This is a genomic window from Wielerella bovis (genome assembly GCF_022354465.1).
GTDB lineage: Bacteria > Pseudomonadota > Gammaproteobacteria > Burkholderiales > Neisseriaceae > Wielerella > Wielerella bovis.
In genome coordinates, this window is sequence record NZ_CP092361.1 from 2,032,882 (window position 1) to 2,056,608 (window position 23,727).

27 protein-coding genes are annotated in these 23,727 nt (G+C 44.9%); 10 read left to right on the top strand and 17 right to left on the bottom strand.

Features of this window, described 5'->3' with window-relative positions; all coding sequences use genetic code 11:
* Positions 1-26: 26 nt before the first annotated feature.
* Positions 27-869, top strand: a complete 843-nt coding sequence (locus MIS45_RS09900; RefSeq protein ID WP_249450417.1) for an ABC transporter substrate-binding protein — start codon at positions 27-29, stop codon at positions 867-869.
* Positions 870-914: 45 nt separating this feature from the next.
* Positions 915-2,861: a Fe(3+)-hydroxamate ABC transporter permease FhuB gene (fhuB, locus tag MIS45_RS09905; protein ID WP_249450418.1), complete on the top strand. Its 1,947-nt coding sequence runs from the start codon at positions 915-917 to the stop codon at positions 2,859-2,861.
* A gap of 313 nt (positions 2,862-3,174) precedes the next feature.
* On the opposite strand, the gene MIS45_RS09910 is transcribed toward fhuB, so the two are convergent.
* From MIS45_RS09910 to hemB, 3 genes are all read right to left on the bottom strand, one after another.
* Positions 3,175-3,849 carry a hypothetical protein gene (locus MIS45_RS09910; protein WP_249450419.1) on the bottom strand — a complete coding sequence of 225 codons (675 nt, stop codon included), beginning with the start codon at positions 3,847-3,849 and terminating at the stop codon, positions 3,175-3,177.
* Between the two features lie 37 nt (positions 3,850-3,886).
* Positions 3,887-4,132, bottom strand: coding sequence for a glutaredoxin family protein (locus tag MIS45_RS09915; RefSeq protein WP_249450420.1), 246 nt, complete (start codon positions 4,130-4,132; stop codon positions 3,887-3,889).
* Between the two features lie 61 nt (positions 4,133-4,193).
* On the bottom strand, positions 4,194-5,195 hold the full coding sequence (gene hemB, locus MIS45_RS09920) for a porphobilinogen synthase (protein WP_249450421.1): 1,002 nt from the start codon (positions 5,193-5,195) through the stop codon (positions 4,194-4,196).
* 245 nt (positions 5,196-5,440) lie between these two features.
* Here hemB and MIS45_RS09925 point away from each other — a divergent pair, with 245 nt between their 5' ends.
* Positions 5,441-6,142: a VIT1/CCC1 transporter family protein gene (locus MIS45_RS09925; RefSeq protein ID WP_249450422.1), complete on the top strand. Its 702-nt coding sequence runs from the start codon at positions 5,441-5,443 to the stop codon at positions 6,140-6,142.
* Between the two features lie 88 nt (positions 6,143-6,230).
* On the opposite strand, the gene MIS45_RS09930 is transcribed toward MIS45_RS09925, so the two are convergent.
* The 3 genes from MIS45_RS09930 to MIS45_RS09940 all read right to left on the bottom strand — a co-directional run bounded on the left by MIS45_RS09930 (position 6,231) and on the right by MIS45_RS09940 (position 9,294).
* Entirely contained in the window at positions 6,231-6,749 is a 519-nt protein-coding gene (locus MIS45_RS09930; protein ID WP_249450423.1) for a hypothetical protein, read from the bottom strand.
* A 76-nt stretch (positions 6,750-6,825) separates the two neighbouring features.
* The gene (locus MIS45_RS09935; RefSeq protein ID WP_249450424.1) at positions 6,826-8,235 is read right to left on the bottom strand and encodes a leucyl aminopeptidase; all 1,410 of its coding nucleotides are present in this window, start codon (positions 8,233-8,235) and stop codon (positions 6,826-6,828) included.
* Positions 8,236-8,313: 78 nt separating this feature from the next.
* The gene (locus MIS45_RS09940) at positions 8,314-9,294 is read right to left on the bottom strand and encodes a tetratricopeptide repeat protein (protein WP_249450425.1); all 981 of its coding nucleotides are present in this window, start codon (positions 9,292-9,294) and stop codon (positions 8,314-8,316) included.
* Positions 9,295-9,641: 347 nt separating this feature from the next.
* Here MIS45_RS09940 and prmC point away from each other — a divergent pair, with 347 nt between their 5' ends.
* The 3 genes from prmC to MIS45_RS09955 all read left to right on the top strand — a co-directional run bounded on the left by prmC (position 9,642) and on the right by MIS45_RS09955 (position 11,513).
* Positions 9,642-10,466, top strand: a complete 825-nt coding sequence (gene prmC, locus MIS45_RS09945; RefSeq protein ID WP_249450426.1) for a peptide chain release factor N(5)-glutamine methyltransferase — start codon at positions 9,642-9,644, stop codon at positions 10,464-10,466.
* A gap of 65 nt (positions 10,467-10,531) precedes the next feature.
* Positions 10,532-10,729, top strand: a complete 198-nt coding sequence (locus MIS45_RS09950; protein ID WP_249450427.1) for a hypothetical protein — start codon at positions 10,532-10,534, stop codon at positions 10,727-10,729.
* 331 nt (positions 10,730-11,060) lie between these two features.
* Positions 11,061-11,513 carry a CopD family copper resistance protein gene (locus MIS45_RS09955; RefSeq protein ID WP_249442471.1) on the top strand — a complete coding sequence of 151 codons (453 nt, stop codon included), beginning with the start codon at positions 11,061-11,063 and terminating at the stop codon, positions 11,511-11,513.
* Between the two features lie 277 nt (positions 11,514-11,790).
* On the opposite strand, the gene kdsB is transcribed toward MIS45_RS09955, so the two are convergent.
* Together kdsB and MIS45_RS09965 are read right to left on the bottom strand one after the other, a co-directional pair.
* Positions 11,791-12,546 carry a 3-deoxy-manno-octulosonate cytidylyltransferase gene (gene kdsB, locus MIS45_RS09960; RefSeq protein ID WP_249450428.1) on the bottom strand — a complete coding sequence of 252 codons (756 nt, stop codon included), beginning with the start codon at positions 12,544-12,546 and terminating at the stop codon, positions 11,791-11,793.
* Positions 12,543-12,725 (bottom strand): Trm112 family protein, encoded by a 183-nt coding sequence (locus MIS45_RS09965; RefSeq protein ID WP_249442473.1) that lies wholly within the window; start codon positions 12,723-12,725, stop codon positions 12,543-12,545. The genes kdsB and MIS45_RS09965 overlap by 4 nt, the downstream gene beginning before the upstream one ends.
* 12 nt (positions 12,726-12,737) lie before the next feature.
* Here MIS45_RS09965 and MIS45_RS09970 point away from each other — a divergent pair, with 12 nt between their 5' ends.
* Positions 12,738-12,962, top strand: coding sequence for a hypothetical protein (locus MIS45_RS09970; protein WP_249450429.1), 225 nt, complete (start codon positions 12,738-12,740; stop codon positions 12,960-12,962).
* A 78-nt stretch (positions 12,963-13,040) separates the two neighbouring features.
* Here MIS45_RS09970 and lpxK read toward each other — a convergent pair whose 3' ends face one another.
* A complete protein-coding gene (gene lpxK, locus MIS45_RS09975; RefSeq protein WP_249450430.1) occupies positions 13,041-14,105 on the bottom strand; it encodes a tetraacyldisaccharide 4'-kinase in 1,065 nt (354 codons plus the stop codon).
* A gap of 26 nt (positions 14,106-14,131) precedes the next feature.
* Positions 14,132-14,839 carry an N-acetylmuramate alpha-1-phosphate uridylyltransferase MurU gene (gene murU / locus MIS45_RS09980; RefSeq protein WP_249450431.1) on the bottom strand — a complete coding sequence of 236 codons (708 nt, stop codon included), beginning with the start codon at positions 14,837-14,839 and terminating at the stop codon, positions 14,132-14,134.
* Between murU and MIS45_RS11425 the strand changes: the two genes are divergently transcribed.
* Positions 14,838-14,966 carry a hypothetical protein gene (locus MIS45_RS11425; protein ID WP_283397421.1) on the top strand — a complete coding sequence of 43 codons (129 nt, stop codon included), beginning with the start codon at positions 14,838-14,840 and terminating at the stop codon, positions 14,964-14,966. The two genes, murU and MIS45_RS11425, sit on opposite strands and share 2 nt — an antisense overlap.
* Positions 14,967-15,394: 428 nt before the next feature.
* Here MIS45_RS11425 and MIS45_RS09985 read toward each other — a convergent pair whose 3' ends face one another.
* A complete protein-coding gene (locus MIS45_RS09985) occupies positions 15,395-16,711 on the bottom strand; it encodes a hypothetical protein (protein ID WP_249450432.1) in 1,317 nt (438 codons plus the stop codon).
* A 107-nt stretch (positions 16,712-16,818) separates the two neighbouring features.
* Positions 16,819-17,586 carry a tRNA threonylcarbamoyladenosine dehydratase gene (locus MIS45_RS09990; protein WP_249451379.1) on the bottom strand — a complete coding sequence of 256 codons (768 nt, stop codon included), beginning with the start codon at positions 17,584-17,586 and terminating at the stop codon, positions 16,819-16,821.
* 144 nt (positions 17,587-17,730) lie between these two features.
* Here MIS45_RS09990 and MIS45_RS09995 point away from each other — a divergent pair, with 144 nt between their 5' ends.
* A complete protein-coding gene (locus tag MIS45_RS09995; RefSeq protein WP_249442481.1) occupies positions 17,731-18,222 on the top strand; it encodes a universal stress protein in 492 nt (163 codons plus the stop codon).
* 74 nt (positions 18,223-18,296) lie between these two features.
* On the opposite strand, the gene MIS45_RS10000 is transcribed toward MIS45_RS09995, so the two are convergent.
* From MIS45_RS10000 to MIS45_RS10020, 5 genes are all read right to left on the bottom strand, one after another.
* The gene (locus MIS45_RS10000; RefSeq protein ID WP_249450433.1) at positions 18,297-18,935 is read right to left on the bottom strand and encodes an MBL fold metallo-hydrolase; all 639 of its coding nucleotides are present in this window, start codon (positions 18,933-18,935) and stop codon (positions 18,297-18,299) included.
* A gap of 172 nt (positions 18,936-19,107) precedes the next feature.
* On the bottom strand, positions 19,108-19,977 hold the full coding sequence (locus tag MIS45_RS10005) for a prephenate dehydrogenase (RefSeq protein WP_249450434.1): 870 nt from the start codon (positions 19,975-19,977) through the stop codon (positions 19,108-19,110).
* Between the two features lie 187 nt (positions 19,978-20,164).
* Complete coding sequence (locus tag MIS45_RS10010; RefSeq protein WP_249446818.1) at positions 20,165-20,839, bottom strand: nitroreductase; 675 nt, start codon at positions 20,837-20,839, stop codon at positions 20,165-20,167.
* Positions 20,840-20,949: 110 nt separating this feature from the next.
* The gene (locus tag MIS45_RS10015) at positions 20,950-21,363 is read right to left on the bottom strand and encodes a MarR family winged helix-turn-helix transcriptional regulator (protein WP_249445835.1); all 414 of its coding nucleotides are present in this window, start codon (positions 21,361-21,363) and stop codon (positions 20,950-20,952) included.
* Positions 21,364-21,777: 414 nt separating this feature from the next.
* Complete coding sequence (locus MIS45_RS10020) at positions 21,778-22,524, bottom strand: amino acid ABC transporter permease (protein WP_249445836.1); 747 nt, start codon at positions 22,522-22,524, stop codon at positions 21,778-21,780.
* A 209-nt stretch (positions 22,525-22,733) separates the two neighbouring features.
* Between MIS45_RS10020 and ribF the strand changes: the two genes are divergently transcribed.
* Complete coding sequence (ribF, locus tag MIS45_RS10025; RefSeq protein ID WP_249450435.1) at positions 22,734-23,657, top strand: bifunctional riboflavin kinase/FAD synthetase; 924 nt, start codon at positions 22,734-22,736, stop codon at positions 23,655-23,657.
* The last annotated feature ends 70 nt before the right edge of the window (positions 23,658-23,727 follow it).

Sequence of the window (23,727 nt, forward strand, 5' to 3'; positions counted from 1 at the left end):
AAGGCAGCCTGAAAACCAAAAAAATCATGAAAAAACTATTTTTTATTTTATTACTTTTACCCGCATTCACGCTCGCTGCGCCACGCATCGCCACATCTGATTGGACAGTCGCCGAAACGCTGACTGCATTGGGCAGACCTCCGATTATGGTTGGCGACAAAACTGCGTATCGCACATGGGTTGCGCATCCTGCTTTGCCGCCATCCACCGCCGATATGGGTTTACGCATGCAGCCGAACCGCGAATATTTGCATCGCATGCAACCCGATTTTTTTATCCAAACACCATTTTACGCAGGCATAGAAAACCAGTTAGCACAAATCGCGCCCATCAAAAAAATAGCGACCGCCACCGAACAAGGCACAACATGGACACAAACACTTATCGCCACACGCCAAATCGCCATTTGGGCCGATGCCAAACCACAAGCAGAAAAAATCATTGCCGATGCAGAAAAACATTTCGCTATACAAAAACAACAACTTGTATCATTTAATAAACGTCCGATTGCCGTGATTCAATTTGCCGATGCGCGACATGTTCGTGTGTATGGCAACACCAGCTTGTTTCATGTGGTGCTGGGCAAACTGGGTTTGCAAAACGCATGGACGGGCGAGAGTAATGCGTGGGGTTTTGCTAATGTAGCGTTGAGCGATTTGGCAAGGCTGCCTGAAAATACGCTGGTGTTGATTGTGAAACCCAATCCATTGGGTTTAGAACAATCTTTGCAAAACAGTGTGTTATGGAAACGTTTGCCAATGTCGCTCCGTGAAAATCATCGTTTTGTGGACACGGCTTGGGCGTATGGCGGTATTCCGTCTATGGTACGGTTTAGCGATTTACTGGTAGATGCATTGCGTCAAAAATGAGGTTTCAGGCTGCCTTTTATACCCAATATCATCATCTCACTTATCATGAAAAAATCCCTATTCTTCCCACTTTCAGGCTGCCTGTTGCTGCTGTGTCTAGCCCTATCAGCCACTTTATTCACACAACAATGGGTGCACCCATTTACCGCATTATTCCAATCGCCCGATTTTCTGCCTTTGGATGCGTTATTGTTTCACAGCACAGTTTTGCCACGTTGGTTGATGGCGCTGGTTGCAGGTGGTGCATTGGCGGTGGCGGCGATTTTGTTGCAACAAGTGATGCACAATCCGCTCGCATCTGATAGTACATTGGCAGTTAGCAGCGGCGCACAAACAGCGATGTTATTGGCGATTATTTTTGCACCAACGTGGGCAACTTCATCGACAATAGTAGCATTTAGCGGTGCATTGGTAGCATTAGGTGTGGTGTTGTGGTTATCGGCAAAAGGCGGATTTCGTCCGCTAACAGTGGTATTGGCTGGTTTGGTTGTTTCTTTGTATTTAAGTGCGATTACATCTGCGCTAACGGTGTTTTACAGCGAAGAAACACGTGGCGCAGCAATGTGGGGCGCAGGTTCTTTGCTGCAAGATGGCTGGTCGCCTGTGTTGAAATTAACCGCCATCATCGCCGCTGCTTTGGTAGCGATTTCTTTGATTATCAAGCCATTAGCCATTATGTCTTTGAGCGATGAACAAGCTGCGGCGTTGGGTATCCCTGTCAAACGTATTCGTTTAGCGGCTTTGATATTGGCGGCATTTTTATCGGCAAATGTGGCGGCAACGGTCGGTATGCTTGGTTTTATCGGTTTGGCGGCGGCGAGTGCGACACGTTTATTGGGCGTGCGGACGTTGGCGCGACAAATTTTAGGCGCATTTGTGTTGGGTGGATTATTGTTGTGGTTGGTGGATTTGGTGCTACAAATTTTGGCGCATTATGGTGTGGTGGATTTACCCGCAGGCGCGGTTTCGGCAGTGGCAGGTGTACCATTATTGTTGTGGTTGATGTTGCGGACGAAGTTTCAGGCTGCTTTATCATCACGCAGTCGGCAAATAAAAAGGCAGCCTGAAAAATATGGTTTATTACTGATTTTATTGATTGTAGCGATATTTTTTTCTTTATTTATCGGACAAACAGAACAAGGTTGGTATGTTTCAGGCAGCCTGAATGTGTTGGAATGGCGTTATCCTCGTTTGCTGACGGCGATGTCGGGTGGCGCATTATTGGCAACGGCTGGCGTATTGTTGCAACGCATCACGCATAATCCGATGGCAAGCCCTGAATTATTGGGGATTAGTTCGGGCGCGGCGGTAGGCGTGATGACGGCGGTATTGTTATTTAATGTAGCAATGGACGGTTGGGGATTTTGGTTAGCAGGTACAATCGGTGCCGCTTTGACTTTGGGTGCGATTGTATGGTTTAACCACAAAAACGGAATGCAGCCTGAAAAAGTATTGCTAACAGGCATGGCTTTGGCAGCATTGGCAAGTGCATTGGTACAAATTTGGGCGACTTCGGGCGATTATCGCATCATGCAAATGCAAACATGGTTATCGGGTTCAACCTATGCCGCAACGCCTGAACGCGCGTGGATTTTGTTAATTTTGACGGTGGTGGCGGTGGGATTGATGGCGCCATTGCAACGTTGGTTGGGTTTGTTAGGATTGGATAGTTTGGTGGCACAATCGGCAGGTGTGCCTGTGGTTTGGGCGCGTTGGGTATTGATTGTGGCAGCGGCAGCGATGACGGCAGCGGCAACTTTAACCATTGGTCCATTGAGTTTTGTTGGCTTACTCGCGCCGCAGTTGGCAACGATGTTGGGCGCGCGTTTGCCACGGCAACAGTTGATTGCAGCGGCATTACTCGGTGCGTGCATTATGACCGCAGCGGATTGGTTGGGGAGACAAATCGCGTTTCCGTATGAAATTCCTGCTGGGATTGTGGCGACTTTGTTGGGCGGGGCGTATTTTTTGGTGTTGATTCGGAAGATTTAAATGCAAGAGGCAGCCTGAAAACAAGCTTTCAGGCTGCCTAAAAAACTATTTTAATTATTGTGTTATTGATACAAAAATGACGTTCATATTCAAGAGATGATATAGTCGCAGGACTGAAAAAGCAGTACGGCGTTACCAACGCCCTTATGTACTATTCGTACACGGCGGGCGTTGTCGCCTTGTACTGCATTTTCATTTCTACGACTATATAAATGATAGGCAGCCTGAAAATGATTGAATCCATCTTTATTGTATTCATATTGCGTGGGCAGCGGGCGCCTACTCTACGCTTGCTACAAAGTCAGTTTCTACGCTATCCATAATTGTTCAATCGCTCAACAATCGCTTCACGCGCCAAATCATCTTTTGCTTGAATCATGTCAGCAAATATTCTTTTAACGGTTTCATATTGTGTAAAATCAAAATTGCTTAAAGAAATTGTCCGTATTTCTTGATTGGCTGTTGCTTTCAATTCACAATTTTTCAATTTTCTTTCTATCCAACTGCGTATTGTTTGCATATATGTTGCACTGCGACTGTCCTGATGAATCAATATTTCTACATAAAAATATGTTCCGCCTCGTCCGTGAATTAAGAAAAATTGGTGCTGTAAAATATCTGCCCAAAAAACAGGCGGATAAGCAGAATTTAATTCTTGATTATAAAAATAAAATTTTTCTGGCGTGATGATTAATTCGGGTTCTTGAAAATGTTTTTGGCTAAGCCCCTTATATTTAATCTGATACCAAACATATATTCTTTTAATGATTTCTATACAGCTTACTATTATTATAATAATAAAAATAAGGTTCAATCCGCCAAGAATTAAAAAAACTTTCCATTCTTGTTCATTGTTTTCAATAGGAATAGGGGGCATAAGAACGTAACTAATAAATGAACACAGCAGGATTCTCAAAATATATTCTAAAACAGATTGCATTGTTGCACTTGTCGTATAATCGGCGGCGTAAAGTTTATAAGTCTTCATTTTGATTTTCTAAATTTGTTTTTCAGGCTGCCTTAAATTATCTATTTGATGCAGCCTGAATATAATCACGCAAGGCTGGTTCATCTAAAAAATAATGACAAATTTCCGTATCGCCATGCAACAATACAGGCACAAGTTCATTGTATTTTTCTTCCAAATCGGGAAAATCATCAATCGCCACAATTTCCACATCAAAACCCAACTCGGCTTGTAAAGGTTGCAGCGCATCGCGCATTTGATGACACAGGCTGCAATATTCACGGAACATTAAGGTTAAAATCATGTTTTTTCTTTCATAAAATGGTTTTTCAGGCTGCCTTTTGGTATTTAGGCAGCCTGAAAAATTAACGGCGCAACTGTTCAGCAGCTTCCAACGCAAAATACGTCAAAATACCGTCCGCGCCCGCGCGTTTGAATGCCAACAAACTTTCCAAAATCACTTTATCGCCGTCCAGCCAGCCATTTTGGATTGCCGCCATCAACATCGCGTATTCGCCCGACACTTGGTAGGCGAAAGTCGGTACGCCAAATTCGTCTTTCACGCGACGCACCACGTCCAAATACGGCATACCAGGTTTGACCATGACCATGTCTGCGCCTTCTTGAATGTCCAGCGCGACTTCGTGTAGGGCTTCGTTGCTGTTGGCGGGGTCTTGCTGGTAGCTGTCTTTGGTGGATTTGCCCAAATTGCCTGCGCTGCCCACCGCATCGCGGAAAGGCCCGTAGAATGCGGACGCGTATTTCGCTGAATACGCCATAATCCGCGTGTGAATATACCCATGATTTTCAAGGGCTTGGCGGATTGCACCAATACGCCCGTCCATCATATCCGATGGCGCGACCACTTGTGCGCCTGCTTCGGCATGGCTAATCGCTTGTTTCACCAATACTTCAATCGTTTCATCGTTCAACACATAACCTGTTTCGTCTGTCAAACCGTCTTGTCCGCTCAAAGTGTAGGGGTCGAGCGCGACATCGGTCATAATCCCCAATTCGGGAAATTCTTTGCGTAAGGCACGCACGGCGGTTTGCACCAAACCTTCAGGATTGCAGGCTTCGCGTGCGTCTGCGGTTTTGTTTTGCGTTACGACTGGGAACAATGCCAACATCGGCACGCCCAATTCGCAAGCGCGTTCTGCCGTTTTCAGCAACAAATCAATGCTTTGACGTTTAATTTTGGGCATGGATGCGATTTCTTGTTCCTGATTTTTGCCTTCCAACACAAAAACGGGGTAAATCAAATCGTTGGCGGTCAAAACGGTTTCGCGCATCAGTCGGCGAGAAAAATCATCGCGACGCATACGGCGCATTCGCGTGGTGGGCGCGTGGCGTGGTGGGAAATTCATGGTTTATCCTTGTTGCAATTAAATAATAGAAATAAGAATTTTGGTATTTTATAATCGTTCAAAATAAAAATATAGTCGTTCAAAATTAACACGAACAAAGTAACCATGCCCACCCCGTGTACACTAGTACATAAGGGCATTGGCAACGCTGCACTATTTGTATTTGAAACAACCATACATACAAGTGTCAGCAATGCGGTATTCTGTTGATTTTAAACAACTATTAAGTAAACAAGGAACACAATATGCAAACATGGCAACGAGCGCATAGTGAGCCGCATTATTCTTCACGAAACAAATGGCTACGCGCGGCAGTTTTGGGCGCAAATGATGGCTTGATTTCTACCGCCAGTTTGTTGATGGGCATGGTAGCCGCCAACGCCAGCACACAAACTTTGTGGCTGACAGGCATGGCGGCTTTGGTGGCAGGGGCTGTGTCTATGGCGGCGGGAGAATATGTGTCGGTATCCAGCCAAGCGGATACGGAACGCGCTGATTTGGCAAAAGAAAGCAAGGAATTGTCGGAGCATCCGCAGCGTGAATTAACTGAATTGACCGATATTTACCGCAGTCGTGGTTTGGATGATGATTTGGCGCATCAAGTCGCGCTGGCTTTGACGCGACACAATGCTTTGCAAGCGCATGCACGTGATGAGATTGGCTTGACCGATGAATTGGCTGCCAATCCGTTTCAGGCTGCCTATGCCAGCGCAATCGCGTTTTGTGCGGGTGCGTTGCCGCCTGTTTTGGTGGCGGTTTGGGCGGATAATGCGAAAATGGGTTTGGCAATCACGGCGTTATTGGGGTTGGCATTATTAGGTGCGGTGTCGGCAAAATTGGGCGGTGCGCCTGTGTTGCCTGCGATGCGGCGTGTGATAATTTGGGGCGTGATTGCGTTGGCAAGTACGGCGATTATTGGCGGATTATTTGGGGTTCAGGCTGCCTGAAAATGTTTTTGTATATTTTTATAGTAATTTGAATGAGAAATATAAAAAGGCAGCCTGAAAAATGGTTTTCAGGCTGCCTAAACTGTTTTCATCCATACCTGTGCGCTAAAAATAATATGATACAGAGAGACCACGTTAAAAACGTTATTACCAGCGATAAAACCGAAAATTCACGTTGCCTATAACGAATATCTTTGATTTCTTTCCACATTCTTTCGTGTGCTATTTTCATAGCAAACTTTTTATCCTGCCCAAGATGAAAATTGCCCTGAATCAAAAATGATGTTTGGCGCGCCAAATTGGTGCGTACCAAAGCCACATTATCGGCATAAAATTTGGTTTCTTTGTGTTTAAAAGCACACAGATACTGATATTCTTCCAAACAAACCACTTCGGCATAATGCTTTTTGTCGTGAACAATCGCCAGTTTTATCATGACACCATGTTTGGCAGGATAGTGTCTTTGGGTGATTTCTGCATTGGGTAAACGGATGATTTTAGCGCTAAACGTGTCAAACGCATCGTTGCGGATAAACATGACAAGACTCGCCCATCCAGCTACAAAAAAACCTAATAACGCTAAAAACAAAGAAGATTTTGATTGCATACGCATCCTATGCTAAAAAATATAAATATGGGATACAAAAACTTGTATCCCATCGTTTTTTCAGGCTGCCTGAAACTTATTTCGCTTGATTACGCAAATATTGCACCAACAAAGGAATTGGACGACCCGTTGCCCCTTTTGCCGCACCCGATTTCCACGCTGTACCAGCAATATCCAAATGCGCCCATGTCATATTTTCAGCAAAATGCGCCAAGAAAGTCGCCGCCGTAATCGTGCCAGCAGGACGACCACCGATGTTTTGCATATCGGCAAAATTGGATTTCAACTGCTCTTTATATTCAGGGAATAAGGGTAGTTGCCATGCTTTATCGTTGCTGTCGCGCGATGCTTGCAGCAATTCATCGGCAAGCTCTTGTTGATTGGACATCAAACCGCTCGCTACATGACCCAATGCAATAATGCACGCGCCCGTTAAAGTTGCCACGTCAATCACGGCTTTGGGCGTGAAATTTTGTTCCACATAAGTCAGCGCATCGCACAACACCAAACGTCCTTCTGCATCGGTATTCAAGTTTTCAATAGTCGTACCGTTCATGGCTTTGACCACATCGCCTGGTTTGGACGCGGCTGCATCGGGCATATTTTCACAAGTCGCCACCACCACCGCTAAATTGATAGGCAATTTGGCTTTGACTGCTGCGATAAATGTGCCAATCACGGTTGCCGCGCCACACATATCGTATTTCATTTCGTCCATGCCTTCCCCCGGTTTCAATGAAATACCGCCGCTGTCAAATGTTAAACCTTTGCCCACCAAGACAATCGGGGCAGCCGATTTATCCGCCGCGCCAAAGTAACGCATTTCCAATAATTTCGGTTCTTGTACGCTGCCTTTTGCCACGCCCCAGAAAGATGGCATATTGGCTTGAATGTAATCTTTGCCCAAAATTTTCGCTTCTGCGCCAAGTACTTGGGCTTCTTTTGCGGCAGTTTCGGCTAAATAAGTGGGCGTGCAAATATTGGGGGCGGTGTTGCCCAAATCTTTGCACAAATTCACGCCATACAATAAGGCTTCTGCTTGTTCCAATGCGGATTGGAGCAATGTGGATTCGGTTGCGTGTACAAATTCAACGGCTTGTAATTTGGCGGGATTGGCTTCTTTTTTGTACGCATCAAAACGATAAACAGCTTCGCCAATCGCTGCTACCAATGCGCTAACTACACGCGGTGCGTTAATGGCGCACAATGGATTTAAATCCACCGAAAGGGCTGGTTGTTTTTGCGCCCATGCAGCGGCTTCTTTGCTGGCTTTTTGTAACGTTTCTATTTTTAAATCGGTAAAACGTAATACGGCAACGGTTTTCAGGCTGCCTTCTGTTGGGATTTTGGCTTCAATAAAACTGTCATTATCGCCCAAAGTTTGGAACAATAATTTGGCGGTTTCATCGGATAATTGGTTGATTTCGGTGCAAACAAATAATTTTGCACTTTGGACATTGCTTTGTGGGGATACGGTGTATTGCATATTGTGTTGCTCCGTGTGATTAATCAAGTTGAGGGAAAATATAAGGATATGCTTTCAGGCTGCCTATTATGTGCAGTCTTAATCTTCGGTATCTAAAAAATCTAAATCTTGCTCTTGCATTAAAGTTAGCGTAACGATGTGTTGAATAATGCTGCGTAAAGCTGGATGATTTTCATCAAATACATTCATCACAATCATTAAGGCTTGATGCAATAAGGGTAAGGCAGCCTGAAACTGGTGTTGTTGCGCATAATGCCGCGCCTGACAAAATAGAATATGTGCGCGTATCGGGTGGTCTTCGCTAACGCAACGCAGCAACATTTGCATGGCTTGCGAATAGATTTTGGCTGCCTCTTCATATTGCTGCATTTCATCGTGTGATACGGCTAATTCTGTCCATGCAAATACGGTACGCGGATGGTCGCCTAATAAGTCTTGCAGCGTTTGCGTGGTACTTTTGAGAATGGACAGGGCTTCGGTACGATGTCCTTGTCCGCGATAAACCACAGCAAGATTGGTGTATGCCAAAGCAGTATCACGGTGTGCCATGCCAAATAGTTGTTCGTGTTGCGCGGCAGATTGTTCGTATAATTCTAATGCTTTTTCAGGCTGCCCTATGTTCATACAATCGCTGGCTAAATCATTTAATAATATCGGTATTTTTTTATCACATTCACCATTTGTAAAGGTGTGATACAACGCCAATGCTTCTTCATGTATGTTTTTCGCTTCTTCAAAACGCGCCAATTTGGCGTATGTGCCACCCAGTTGATGCAACGCATCGGCAAGTTCAGCGTTCAGGCTGCCTGTAGTATTGTGGCGGCGCAAAATTTGTACCGCTTGTTTGAGTAGCGTTTCTGATGCTGCATAATCACCACTGTATTCGTGCCAGTTGCCTAAATTGATGAGGCTTTGCGCGTGTTCCACACTGTCTTCGCCATAATGAGTTTGGGTGTAATCGTGCGTTTCCTGCACGGCAGATTGGACTTGCGTTAAACGGTAATCTTCAATTAACTGACGTTCGTGTTGCTGACGTTGGGAAAGTTCAGAAGGGGACATAATTTGCTTTCAGGCTGCCTATTTATTGGGACATAGATATACATAATAAAGTATCTGTTTCCGATATGCAAAAATCTGCTTGATTCGGTGTATTCATAACATAGGCAGCCTGAAAAAGTTATAGTCGCAGAATTGAAAAAGCATAGTGAATTCAATTTAAACCAGTACAGCGTTGCCAGCTCCCTTATGTACTATGTGTACACGGCGGTCGCTGTCGCCTTGTCCTGATTTAAATTGAATCCACTATACTACGGCGTTGGCTCGCCTTGCCGCCTTGTATTACATTTTCACTTCTACAACTATATAATCTCAACATTTATTTAACTCAATAAGGCAGCCTGAAAACCATGCTGACACTCCAACAATGGCTTAATCAAACCACCCTGCCACGCAACGAAGCCCGTATGCTGCTACAGCAAATAACAGGCTACACCCGCGCCCAACTCATCACTCACGATACCGAAGTATTATCCGCCAGCCAATTAACCGCACTCAACCAACTGGCACAACGCCGTACACAAGGCGAACCAATGGCGTATATTTTGGGCGAACGCGAATTTTACGGGCGCATATTCCGCGTTTCGCCCGCCGTCTTGATTCCGCGCCCTGAAACCGAACATTTGCTAGAAGCTGCACTTTTCAGGCTGCCTACACACGGCATTTTGTGGGATATGGGCACAGGTAGCGGCATCATCGCCATTACCGCCGCGCTGGAACGCAGCGATGCCACCGTGTATGCCAGCGACATCAGCCCCGATGCGCTCGCAATCGCCCAACAAAACGCTACCACATTGGGTGCAAATATTCAGTTTGCACAAGGTTCATGGTTTGCCGCCGCACACGCTTTCAGGCTGCCTGTGGATAAAGTACATATATTAGTCAGCAATCCACCGTATATTGAAAACCACGACCCACATTTAACACAAGGTGATTTGCGTTTTGAACCACAAACCGCGCTGACCGATTTTGCCGATGGTTTGCAACATATCCGCGAAATTGCGCGCCACGCACCTGATTATTTACATGAAAATGGCTATTTGCTGCTGGAACACGGTTACGACCAAGCCACCGCCGTACAACATATTTTGCGTGAAAATGGTTTTGTTGATGTACAAACGTTACCCGATTTGGCAGGATTAGACCGCGTAACATTGGGACAAATAACGACATAAAATGTAAAAGGCAGCCTGAAAATGGGTTTCAGGCTGCCTGAACGTATTTTTTAGTAAAATGGGAGATGAAAATGTTAGAGCCAACGCATTTGCGCCAAACCGCCCGAGTTAAAACATGGGACGGCAAAAGTGGCACAGCCCAAGCCGAAGACGGTGGCATTTACGAAATAAACATGGCACGACATCGCCAGCGCAGAAATCCGCAAAATCCGATTTTTCCGCCTAAACTATTTGCACATCACGCCCAAAATCCCGCAGCCTGAAATCAAACTCGCCCTGTTTTTATTGGATAAACCAATGCAAGATGAAACCGTACACATCATACAAAACGCATTCAGGCTGCCTGAATAGATTTTGCAAAAATTTCAGCCTTTTACGCTATAATCCTGAACATTAAATGATAATATAGTGGATTCACTAAATCAGGACAAGGCGACAGAAACCGCCATGTACACATAGCACATAAGGGAGCTGGCAACGCTGTACTGCTTTAGTGAATTCACTATAAATATATTATTAAGATTTTTTTAAGAAAAGTGTTCGCAACTTTTGTGTTGGATGCCAAATTTTATTTACAACATATCACAAAATATTATGAGCCAATTTTATTCTTGGGCGCACATTATTCATTTAGTTTGCGCCATTACTTTTGTCGGTGGCGTATTTTTTGAAGCACTCATTTTAAGCGCGATACACAGCAAAAATGTCTCACGCGATGCGCGGCGCGAAGTAGAACATGCCATTTCAAAGCGCGCGGTGCGTGTGATGCCATTTGTTGTCGCTGGCGTATTTTTATCGGGATTAGTCATGATACATCGCTATGCCACCATTTTACGCCATCCATTTGCCAGCGCATTTTCCATACAACTATCCTTAAAAATTTTGTTAGCTTTCAGTATTTTATGCCACTTTATCATTGCTGTATACAAAATGAAAACACATACATTAACCGTTGCATGGTCAAAATACATTCATACCGCTGTATTTTGCCAAATGTTATTGATTGTATTGCTCGCTAAAACAATGTTTTATATTTCTTGGGGCTAGATTTATCATATTGAAACCTTTGCAAAACCCCAGATTTGAGCGCAGTTCAAAGCGATAGTATCGCAAAACGCGCAGACATATCATATAGATAGGCAAGCGTTTGAGAAACGCATCGCGAAGAAATGTGCCAAAGATGGGGATTTTGCAAAGGTTTCATATTTCAAGATTAAAACCTTTGCACAACTCAAAATGACAAAATGATAGCAACTGTATTTTTAACCCCGTCAGGTAAAAAATACAGTTGCTACATGTTTTCAGGCTGCCTTATCTCAAAAATTTACCCTTGCCAAATCTCACACACACGCGCTAAATCTTCTGCTGTATCCACACCTGCAGGCGGTGCAAAATCCAACACTTCCACCGCAATATCATAGCCATGCCACAACACGCGCAGTTGCTCCAAACTTTCGGTGGTTTCCAACGGCGATTCGCTCATTGCCGCATATTGCTTCAAAAAGCCCACACGATACGCATAAATCCCAATATGGCGCAATGGCGTATGTTCAGGCAATTTTTCTTCATTTTTCAACATACTATCACGCGGATAGGCAATCGGCGCACGGCTGAAATACAGCGCGTTTTGCTGCCGATTCAACACCACTTTCACGCAATTGGGATTCATAAACTCGGCAAAATCGTGAACAGGATGCGCTGCTGTTGCCATTGGCGCATCGCTGTTTGCCAATTTGTCCGCCACACGCGCAATCAATTCAGGCGGAATCATCGGCTCATCGCCTTGCACATTGACCACAATCGCATCATCAGCTAAATCAAGCAGTTGCACCGCTTCTGCCAAACGTGTTGTGCCACTTTGATGATGCGAACCTGTCAAAACCGCACGAATTTGATGCGCGACACAAGCAGCCTGAATGCTGTCGTGGTCGGTTGCTACAATCACATTTTGCGCGGTGGTTTTTAAGGCTTGTTCGGCGGCACGCACCACCATCGGTTTGCCGTGAATATCTGCCAATGCTTTATTGGGCAAGCGACTGGACGATAATCGCGCAGGAATAATAACCGTAAATTGAGTCATGATTTTGCTTCCAAATCAGTGAGTTCACGCGCTTCGTTTTCCAACATAATCGGAATGCCATCACGAATGGGGAAAGCAAGTTTGGCAGATTTGCTCCACAATTCTTGCGTATCGGCGTGATATTCAAGTGGTTTTTTGGTAATGGGACAGACGAGTTTGTCTAAAAATGATGCTTGCATAATAAATCTTTCGTGATGATTAACTTGCGTTTAGGCAGCCTGAAAAGTGTCCATTATCACATAAAATCATTTTTCAGACTGCCTTACGGTACACGACATAAATCTTTCAGGCGGCTTTACAACACCCGACAAAAAATTATTTCCGTAGGTCGGGCATTTATGCCCGACATTGATGAAGCATGGTGCATTGCATCGAGCATGAATGCCCGACCTATAGTCGTAGAAGTGAAAATGTAATACAAGGCGGCGAGCCGCAGACAGTACAAATAGTACGGCAAGGCGAGCCAACGCCGTAGTACTTTTTCAATTCTGCGACTATAAAGCAGCCTGAAAGCCCAATTTCCGCATTATTTCCGCCGCCAAATCGGGCGAAATCTGCGCCTGAATCGGCACAACCCAAATATTATCAGGCGCATTAGCTGGTAATTTTACCGCATCTTTTTCCGTAATCAACACATAATCTGCGCGTGGTAAAGTGGACACATCTATGGCAGCATGGTCGGGCAATACGCGCGTTTCTTGCAAGATAAATCCCATTTGTATCAACGTGTTAAAAAATCGTTGTGGACGCGCAATCGCCGCCACCGCCACGCAACGTGCGCCATTTTTCAGGCTGCCTATGCTTAAAATATCATCAGGCTGGTTCAAACGATAAGCTGCCGCTGTTTGAATTTGACTGAAAAACAGCGTTTTTTCAGATGGATACGCGCAAATAGGCAGCCTGAAATATGTTTGCGCGGCAGAAAATGTGTCATGATTGGCATTGCTGACCACAATAAAATCAACATCTTGCAAACGCGAAACAGGTTCACGCAAACCGCCATTGGGCAACACATCTAAATCTGTCCGCCCAACATCGGCAGCAGGGAAAACGCAAATTTCTATGTCTCGCGCCAGTTGATAATGTTGCAAGCCATCGTCTGCAATAATCATTTGTAAATCAGGATATTGCGCGATAAGTGCCATGCCTGCTGCGTGGCGATTGGCGGCAACGGCGGTGGGCGCGTGGGTGCGGCGATACAACATCAGCGGTTCATCTCCCACTTCGTCGGCGGTGCTATTCGCGTGTAACACATGGATTTGTTTAGATTTTCTGCCGTATCCGCGACTGATGATGCCAACTTTGATGCCACGCGCTTGCAAATCGGCAACGAGCGCGGCGGTAATGGGCGTTTTACCTGTGCCACCTGCGTGAATATTGCCAACTACAACTACTGGAATGGGCAGTTTTTGTGTTTTCAGGCTGCCTTTATCGGATAAAAATTGTGCGCGGCGGCGTTGGGCAATTTTGGCAAATATTTTGGACAAGGGCGACAAAAATAGCCGCAAAATGGCGTTGGGGCGTTGCCAATGTTGTTCAATAATTTGATGGAAATTCATGGTTTCAGGCTGCCTTTACCAGATAATTATGCCCAATCTGTACGCGCACGCACAATGGCATCGGCTTGTGCCAAGCGTTCGGGCGTGCCCACGTCTAGCCACAAACCTGTGTGCATTTCGCCTGATACGCGTTGTTGCGACATGGCTTGGCGCAATAAGGGCGCGAGTTTGGCGGCGGTGTGCGGTGGCGTGTTGGCGAATAATTCGGGCAGATACACGCCTGCGCCACTGAATGTTGCACCTGTGCCGTTGTGGGGATTAGCGTCTAGCAAACCGTTGTTTAACAAACCAAAATCGCCTGTGGGATTGTGTTCTGGATTGGGTACGAGCCACAAATGGGCGAGTTTGCCTGTATTGGGTAAACTTGTTGCGATTTGTTGGGCAGCCTGAAAATCTATATCGGTTAAAACATCGCCGTTAATTACCAAAAATGGCGCATCGCCCAGCAAAGGCAGCGCGGTGGCAATGCCGCCAGCGGTTTCTAAACCTTGTGCACCTTCGGGCGAATAGGCGATGTGAACGCCATAAGCTGCACCATCGCCAAGCGTATCTTCAATTTTCTGCCCGAGCCATGCGTGATTGATAACGATTTGTTCAATGCCTGCGGCTTTTAGGCGGCGCAAATGCCAGCCAATCAGCGGTTCGCCACCTGCGTGTAATAAAGGTTTGGGAGTATGGTCAGTAAGTGGGCGCATTCGTTCGCCGCGCCCTGCGGCTAGAATCATGGCTTTCATGGGGGACTTTCTGTTAATGGGCTGCCTTACAGCACACGATTTGTTGTCGGGCATCAATGCACGACCTACGGAACATTTTTTATCGTGTACCGTAGGGCAGCCTGAAAAAGTGAGATATAAATATTGAATGGATTGCGTTATTCAAATAATTTTCAGGCTGCCTTTTGCATATTTGCATGATTAGGCAGCCTCACAGTACACGACATTTTTTTGAAATAACCACGAATCTGTTCCCTCCCCCGTCTCCAATGGGGGGCTAGGGTGGGGGGAATCTATGGAACAGATTCATTATGCTGAAAATCAACGAGCCACCCCCACCCTAACCCCAGACCTGCCAAGTTCTCATCGTGTCGTAGGGGCGGATTTTATATCCGCCCTGTGGGAAGTACCACAATTCAAATAATCGTAGAAAGGGCAGATATGAAATCTGCCCCTACGAAGTACAGAACTTGGCAGGTCTGCACCCTAACCCTCCCCCGCCAGCGGGTGAGGGGACAGATTTCAGGTCATATTAAAGATTTGTGTCGTGTACCGTAAGGCAGCCTGAAAAAACAATTATTTCACTTCAATGGCGATATTATTTTGTTCCGCCCATTCGCGCCAATCTTGTACTTCATCGCTTTCGCTGGTGGCGACTTCCGATGCGCTGGCAACAGGTTTTGGCTGAACGCTTAATTTTTGTTCACACGATTTAATGTCTTCCAATACGCAAGACAAATCCACCGCATTCGGTATTGCCGCATCCAAAGTGAATTTAGGCGCAGAATAATCATAATGTGTGTGGCTAACCAAAGCGATTTCCATGTTGCCAAGTTTTGTTCGTGCTACATCATCATTGGCAGCATTAAAACTCAACACACTATGTGTACCCAACAAACGTCCTTTGCCGTCCACATATAATTGTTGGCGATAACGCACTTGTTTCAACAGCGTTTGCGTTTGTCTATCCAATTGTGCAAATTTGTCCATTTTATCTTCGGCATTGCGTGGTTTGCCAGCATTCATTTTTGCTAATTCTGACAACGCTAATAAGGTTTTGTCGCGGTCTTCTTCGCTCACACCCTCTTCCAATTTTGCCGCTGCCACTTGGTCATGCAAACTTTGCAGCGATACTTGGCTCATGCTTATCATTTGCGCCATTGTCAGGTCTAACTCAATTTGTTTACTCGCACCCAATTTGTGACCCATTTCGTCCACAGGTTTAAATTGATAGCTCTCGGCAGGCAAGCTGGCATAACCATCGTCCAAGGCTTTTGGATACGCTTTAGCCAATGTTTGAAATGGCACGCGATGTTGCCATTTTTCAGGCAGCGTGAACGACACCAAACGTCCGTTTATCGGTTGCAGTTGAGATATTTGCATAAACGGGTCGGTAAAATAGGTAATGGCTTCGGGGTCAACATACAGCGTTTTGTGTTTTACATTCAACTGCATCGGCATTTTAATGCTGCTGTATACATTGCGCTGCGTCGATTGTTCCAGTTGCGGCACAATTTCCATTTTGCCTTGCGACAAATCCACCGCACCCGTGTAATTCAAGCGAGTGGATTGCGCCAGCATTTTGAGTACGGCAGTGACAGCTTCGTTGAGATGTTGGCGGTAATTATCATCATGTACGATGCCTTCCACTCGGCTGACAACATCATCGCTGGCATCGGCAGCCACTTTATCCGCCGTTTGGTTTAATTTTTCACGCGTTTGTTCATTGATTTGAAATTGTGCGCTGCCTGAAAAATTGTAGCGATAATCATCGCTGAACTGACGTTGCATACTGTATCGCGCCAACTGGTCGGCAGATTGTGGCGTAACACTTTGGCACGCGGCTAATGCAATGGCGGCAATCGCAAGGGAAAGATGGGTTTTGTGAGACATGATGATTTCCTTTGTGGATAAAATGAACGTGGGATTTTCAGGCTGCATTGTAAAATAAAAAGCAGCCTGAAAACAGAGTTGTGATGTTTTTCAGGCAGCCTGAAAGCCTATTTCGCCGCACGTTTAATAATATGTTCAATCGCAGCGGTGGCACAATGCAAACCAAAACTCGCCGTAACCAACATACTCGCACCATAACCTGCACACGATAAACCTTGTGGTGTCGTGATTTCGCAATTTTCTGCGACTTGCGGCGGCGTAATCTGCTCGCGCGAATACACGCATGGCACTCGCATTTTGCCTTCACGCGCAAAACCGTGTTTTTTGCGTAAGGTGTAGCGCAAATTAGACAATAATGGGTCGTGTGTCGTTTGCGATAAATCGGCGGTTTCAATCAGCGCAGGATTGCGTTGTCCACCTGCACCACCACTAATGATAAAGGCTTGTTTATGTTTAATAAAATAATCCACCATCGCGACTTTTACGCGCACTTGGTCAATCGCATCAATCACGAAATCAAAAGGCAGCCTGAAAATATTGGCTAGATTATTTTCGTCCACAAAATCTTCTATTTCATGTACCACGCAATCGGGATTGATTTGTGCGATTCGTTCACGCAAGGCGCTTACTTTGGGTTTGCCAAAATCGGGCGTGAGCGCGTGTAACTGTCTGTTTACATTGGAAACGGCGATGTTGTCCAAATCAATCAGCGTTAATTCTCCCACACCACTTCGCGCTAAACTTTCTACTGCCCACGAACCAACACCGCCCACACCGACAACACAAACATGTGCGTGTTGCAGCGCGTGCAAACCGTGTTCGCCATACAATCGGGCAATGCCTCCAAAACGGCGTGTGTAATCGGATTGAGTCATGGTTTTTCCTTGTTGTAATATTGTTTTCAGGCTGCCTGAAAGCGGCGTTTTTTGATAAAAATTTGCCGCAAATAGACGTGCATGGATTATACTGTAATCGTTGGGTAAACCAACAACCCTTCTATAAACAAGGAGCATTTTATTATGTACAAACACATCGTAGTCGCCGTTGATGGTAGCAATACTTCTTTGAACGCATTGCAACATGCTGCTAGTTTGGCTGTGGCTGGTAATGCTAAATTAACTTTGGTTACTGTTGCCAATCCCAGCGAATACATGACATTGGCACCTGAATTTTTGCAACATGAAAGCTATGAAGCCGCAGCCATTTCGGGTGGTAATGAAGTGCTGGCAGAAGCAGGCTTGGTGGCAAAAAATGCAGGCGTAAGCGAAGTAGAAACACATCTGCTGGTCGCTTCCAAAGGTGCGAAAGAAATGGCGCAGGAATTGGTGGATTATGCGGATAATCATGGTGCAGATTTGATTGTGATTGGCACACATGGTCGCACTGGTTTGATGCATTTACTGATGGGTAGTTTTGCGGAAACCGTTATGCGCCAAAGTCATTTGCCATTATTGGTAATTCGCAGCACATACAGCGATGAGGAAGATGAAGATACTGCTGTTGCGGGTTAATTCTTCAATATAATCATAAATCAAACATAAAAGGCAGCCTGAAAACTATTTTTCATGCTGCCTTTTTATATATTTTAAGCGCGTATAAATGGGTTATACATTTTCTCGTGTCCAATGGTGGTCATGCGCCCATGTCCTGCGATGACTTGGGTATCATCGGGCAAAATGTATAATTTTTCGCGGATATTGCGCAATAAATCATCATGATTGCCGCGTGGAAAATCAGTACGCCCGATGCTTTCATAAAATAAAACATCGCCCGCAATCAACAACGATACGGTGGCGCAATAAAATACAACGTGTCCTGGTGTATGTCCTGGTATGTGCAATACTTGGAAGGTATAGTTCCCAACGGTTAGCGTGTCGCCTTCGTGCAAATAACGTGTGGGCGTGAATGCGGGACAAATGGGGAAACCGTATGATGCGGTGGTTTCGGGCAGCGTGTCTAACAAAAATTGGTCGTCTTCGTGTGCGCCCAATATGGGGACGTTGATGCGTTCCAATAGCGCAGGAATGCCACCTGCGTGGTCTAAATGTCCATGCGTGAGCCACACGGCTTGCAGTTTCAGGCTGCGTTTTTGAATTTCGGAGAGGACATAATCTACGTCGCCACCCACATCGGTTAGCACGGCTTCTTGGGTTTCATCGTCCCAAATCAGGGTGCAGTTTTGGCGAAATGCGGTTACGGGCATGATTTGTATTTGGAGTGCCATGTGATTCCTTAAAAATAATGAAATAATGTGTTTTGTGTGATTTTCAGGCAGCCTGAAAATGGATATAGTCGCTTAAAATTAAAAATACTACTGCGTTGCCCACGCCCTTATGTACTAGATGTACACGGCGGACGTGGCCGCCTTGTACTATTTTTATTTTAAGCGACTATATTCAATGTTTATCGCCCCATTCTTCGCGTACTTTTTGGGCAGCCTGAAAATAATGTATCAATGCATCAGCATCGTTGTTTTTCAGGCTGTCTGCTAAATAATCCAGTTGCTGTTTTTGTGCAGCGATTAAATCCAACAAACTGTTTTTATTGGCTAACATAATGTCTTTCCACATTTCGGGGCTGCTGGCGGCGATGCGTGTGAAATCACGAAAACCGCTGCCTGCAAAATCCAAATAATGCGTGCCTTTGGGGTGGTCAAGCATTTGGTGGACGTAAGCAAATGCGAGTAAATGCGGCAAATGGGAAACGGCGGCGAAAATTTCATCGTGTTCGTGGGCAGACATAATGTGCGTGTGTGCACCCACCGCTTGCCACAAGGTTTCTATGGTTTTCAGGCTGCCTGCATTTTGTTGTTCGTTTGGACACAAAATCAATTTTTTGTCTTGATACAAACCAAATTGTGCAGCCAATGCACCACTGCGGTCTGAACCTGCAATGGGATGCGCGGCGACACAATGGGCAAATTGTTGCGGCAAATGCAGCCTGAAAGCAGCGAGCGTGGATTGTTTGGTGCTGCCAACATCGCTGACTATAGTATGTTCAGATAATAATGGGGCGAGCGTGGTGCAAATATTGGGCAATGTGGCAACGGGCGTGGCAATCAACACCAAATCAGCATGTTGTACAGCCTCAGCGCAGATTTGGGTATAAGCAACATCAATCACGCGGCGTTCCAGCGCACGGTCAAGATTGGTGCGGTTTAAATCTATGCCGACAACGGTTTGTACGCGTTTGTGGCGTTTTAAATCCAGCACAAACGAGCCACCGATTAAACCAACACCAATTAAAGTGATTTGTTTGAGGGTCATGTATAGTCGTTTCAAATTACAAGAAGACAAGGCGACAGCAACCGCAGTGTACATAAATACATAAGGGAGCTGACAATACCGTATTATTTTAATTTCAAACGACTAGATTTGTCTCAATAAAATTTTCAGGCAGCCTGAAATAAAAAACACCGCTTATCATCACGATAAACGGTGTTTTTTGATGCTTTTACCAATGCAACACCACACTGTCTTCTACTGGCACACGCCCCAAATGGTGTTTGTTTTGCATGGCGTCCCAATCAGGGTGTCCAAAGGCAATGCCGTGCAACAGTTTGTAATCGCTTGAAACGCCCAGTTCTTTACGAATATCATCGGCAAACAATCCCAAAAATAACATAGGAATGCCACCAAAGCCACGAGCGGTCAAAGAAAGTAAAAAAGTTTGTGAATACATACCCATATCATTGGCAATATTGACATCGTGATTGTCAATCGCAGGCATAAACAAAAACGCCATGTGTGCTGCTCCATAACCTGTGATATTTTGTTCAATCACGGTCGCACGCCCAGCTTTATCTTCGCGTTCCACACCAAAACTGGTTGTAAAAACATGGGCATATTGATTACGCCAACGCGGTTCATAAATGCCACCGTATTTCATTTGGTCAAACTCAAAATCTGGGGTAAATTGCCCTGCGTGAAAGCGTTCGCCAATGATTTTGTGCAGGCGTTTCAAAGTTTCGCCAGACGCAATATGCACCAGCCACGGCTGAGTATTGCACGCAGACGGGGCATTTTGGGCATCGGCAAGGATTTGTTTGATTTCTTGCTCGGTCATTGGTGTGGGCAAAAATTTGCGAATGGATTGACGGGTGCGAACGGTGGTTTCAAAGTCTAACATTTTTGGTTACTCCGCTTAATTGTTGATTGATGAAATTATTATAGCTTACAATTAAATTGTATACAATGTCTATTTTTGGAAAACTGGCTTTCAAAAATGGAAAAGTCATTTTATTTTAACTGACTGGCAATTTTTTGTAATACCGCCACTTCATCAGCCGTCAAAGTCAAACAATCCGCTACTTGATTAGGAATGTTTACCGCCTTGTGTTCCAACGCTCGGCCATCATTGGTCAGGGTAATGATGACGGTGCGTTCGTCCGTTTGACTGCGGGTGCGTGCCACTAAATTTTTGCTTTGTAAGCGTTTTAAAAGTGGGGTAAGCGTACCGCTATCAAGGTGCAATTTGTCGCCAATCTCGCCCACACTTTGCTCGCCAAATTCCCACAACACCAGCATGACCAAGTATTGTGGATAAGTCAAATCCAATGTGTCCAAAAAGGGCGTGTATTGGCGCGTAATTTCTTTGGAAAGTGCGTATAATGGAAAGCAGATTTGGTTGCTCAATTTTAATTGTTCATACATGAGATGGGCTTTACTGAATTGTTGAAAATTGAATTTTACACAATTTTCAGGCAGCCTGAAAATACGATTGAGATTTTATAATATCGAAAATTAAATTTTGAAAAATTTAATTAATGGAAATATTTAATCAATAATTGATTGTATGCGAGATTAAATTTTTACAAAAACAAGGCAAACTAACGCCATTTTTACATATAGTGAATTCACTAAACCAGTACCGCGTTGTCAGCTCTCTTATGTACTCGGTGTACATGGCGGTCACTGTCGCCTTGTACTGCATTTTCATTTCTACGACTATATTTTAATTTCAAACGACTAGATTTGTCTCAATAAAATTTTCAGGCTGCCTCTATGATAGAAAAGGCAGCCTGAAAATAAAAATCCCTGTTTATTTGAATAAACAGGGATTTGATTTTAATGATGAGCCACGTTGTAACGTTTTTCCAAGCGCGAGAAAATCCAGCTTAAACACAAAGTCATCACCAAGTAAATCAGCGCAACGGTGTACAAAGGCTCTTCGTAAATGGAATAGCGACCCGAAATGGTTTTTTGTACATACGCCAATTCTGCTACGGCAATCGCGGATAACAATGAACTGTCTTTCAACAAGGTGATAAATTCATTTGCCATAGGTGGCAACATACGGCGTAAGGCTTGTGGCAAAATCACAAAACGCATCGCCTGTGCATGGGTCAAGCCCAAAGAGCGCGCAGCTTCCATTTGTCCCTTGTCAATGGATTGGATACCTGCACGGAAAATTTCGGTTACATACGCACCTGTGTTCACCGTAATTGCCAGCGTACCCGCAATCAACGCACCATAATTACGGCGCAATTCCGCTGCTAATTCGCCACTAATCAACAAACCATCGGTGGGATTAATCAGCGCAACCGACCACACAAAATGCCAAATAAAAATTTGTACAAACAAGGGCGTACCACGAAACAGCAATACATAAATCAGCGATACTGTCCTCATTAACCATGCCAAACCTTTGGCAATCGGTCCTCCTTTTTCAAAATGCACGATGCGCATCAACGCACCAATCAGTCCCAAAATAGAACCGAAAACCACCGCTATGCTGGTTAATTTCAATGTTAGCAGCGCACCGTCAATAAACATCTGACGGTATTCCCAAATAATGTCATAACGAAAGCTCATAGCTCCAAACCCATTTCTAATAATTATTTTCAGTATCGTGCAAAAGCTTTAACAAATCAGCTTCACGAAAAAATACGCTATTTTACAATAAAAGCGGTCATTTGCATGATAAAAATTAAGCAAAATGATGATATGCAACTATAAATATGGTTTCAGGCAGCCTGAAAAGTCATTAAAATGCTCACTTTTCGTATTATAGTTTTGAACACATGGATATTTGGATTGGGCAAAATGCCCCCATACCCACACAGGAACATGCTGTAACCATTGGCAATTTTGATGGCGTGCACACAGGTCATCGCCATATTTTAGCTCGCCTGTCGCAACAAGCCACAAAACGCCAACTCAACAGCATCGCGCTGATTTTTGAGCCACAACCCAACGAATTTTTTAGCCAACAAACAGGCAAAATTGTGCCTTATCGTTTGACACCTTTGCGCGACAAATTACGTTTATTGGCGGAAACAGGCAGCCTGAAAGCCGCATGGATACTGCGTTTTAACCCACATTTTGCCAATATAACCGCCGAGCAATTTATCCAACAAATTTTGCGCGACAAATTACATACGCGCTATTTATTGGTTGGCGATGATTTTCGTTTTGGCAAAGCACGCGGTGGCGATTTTTCGCTGTTGTCTCGGCAAAACGATTTTGTAACCGAATGCACGCCCAGCATTTTGGTCGCAGGTGCGCGCGCCAGCAGTACCGCTGTGCGCCAAGCTTTGAATGAGGGAGATTTGGCACAAGCGGCGCATATTTTGGGACACGCGTACACATTAAGCGGACACGTTAAACATGGCAAAAAATTAGGGCGGACGATTGATTGTCCAACTGCCAATGTGCATTTACCCAATCATCATTATGCGTTGAGTGGCGTGTTTGTGGTGGATGTGGTGGGCGATTTTGGCACGCGGCGTGGCGTGGCATCGTTTGGCGTGAATCCCACCGTTTCTGATACGCTTGAACCGAAACTGGAAGTGCATTTATTTGATTTTTCAGGCTGCCTATATGGACAGCGTGTACAAGTGTCGTTTTTGCACAAATTGCGTGATGAACAAAAATTTGCCGATTGGGACGCTTTGAAACAGCAAATTTGGGCGGATATGGAGGCAGCAAGAGCTTGGAATAATTAAACAATAGGCAGCCTGAAAAATATTTTCAGGCTGCCTATTTTGATGTTTTATATAGTGGATTCACTATATA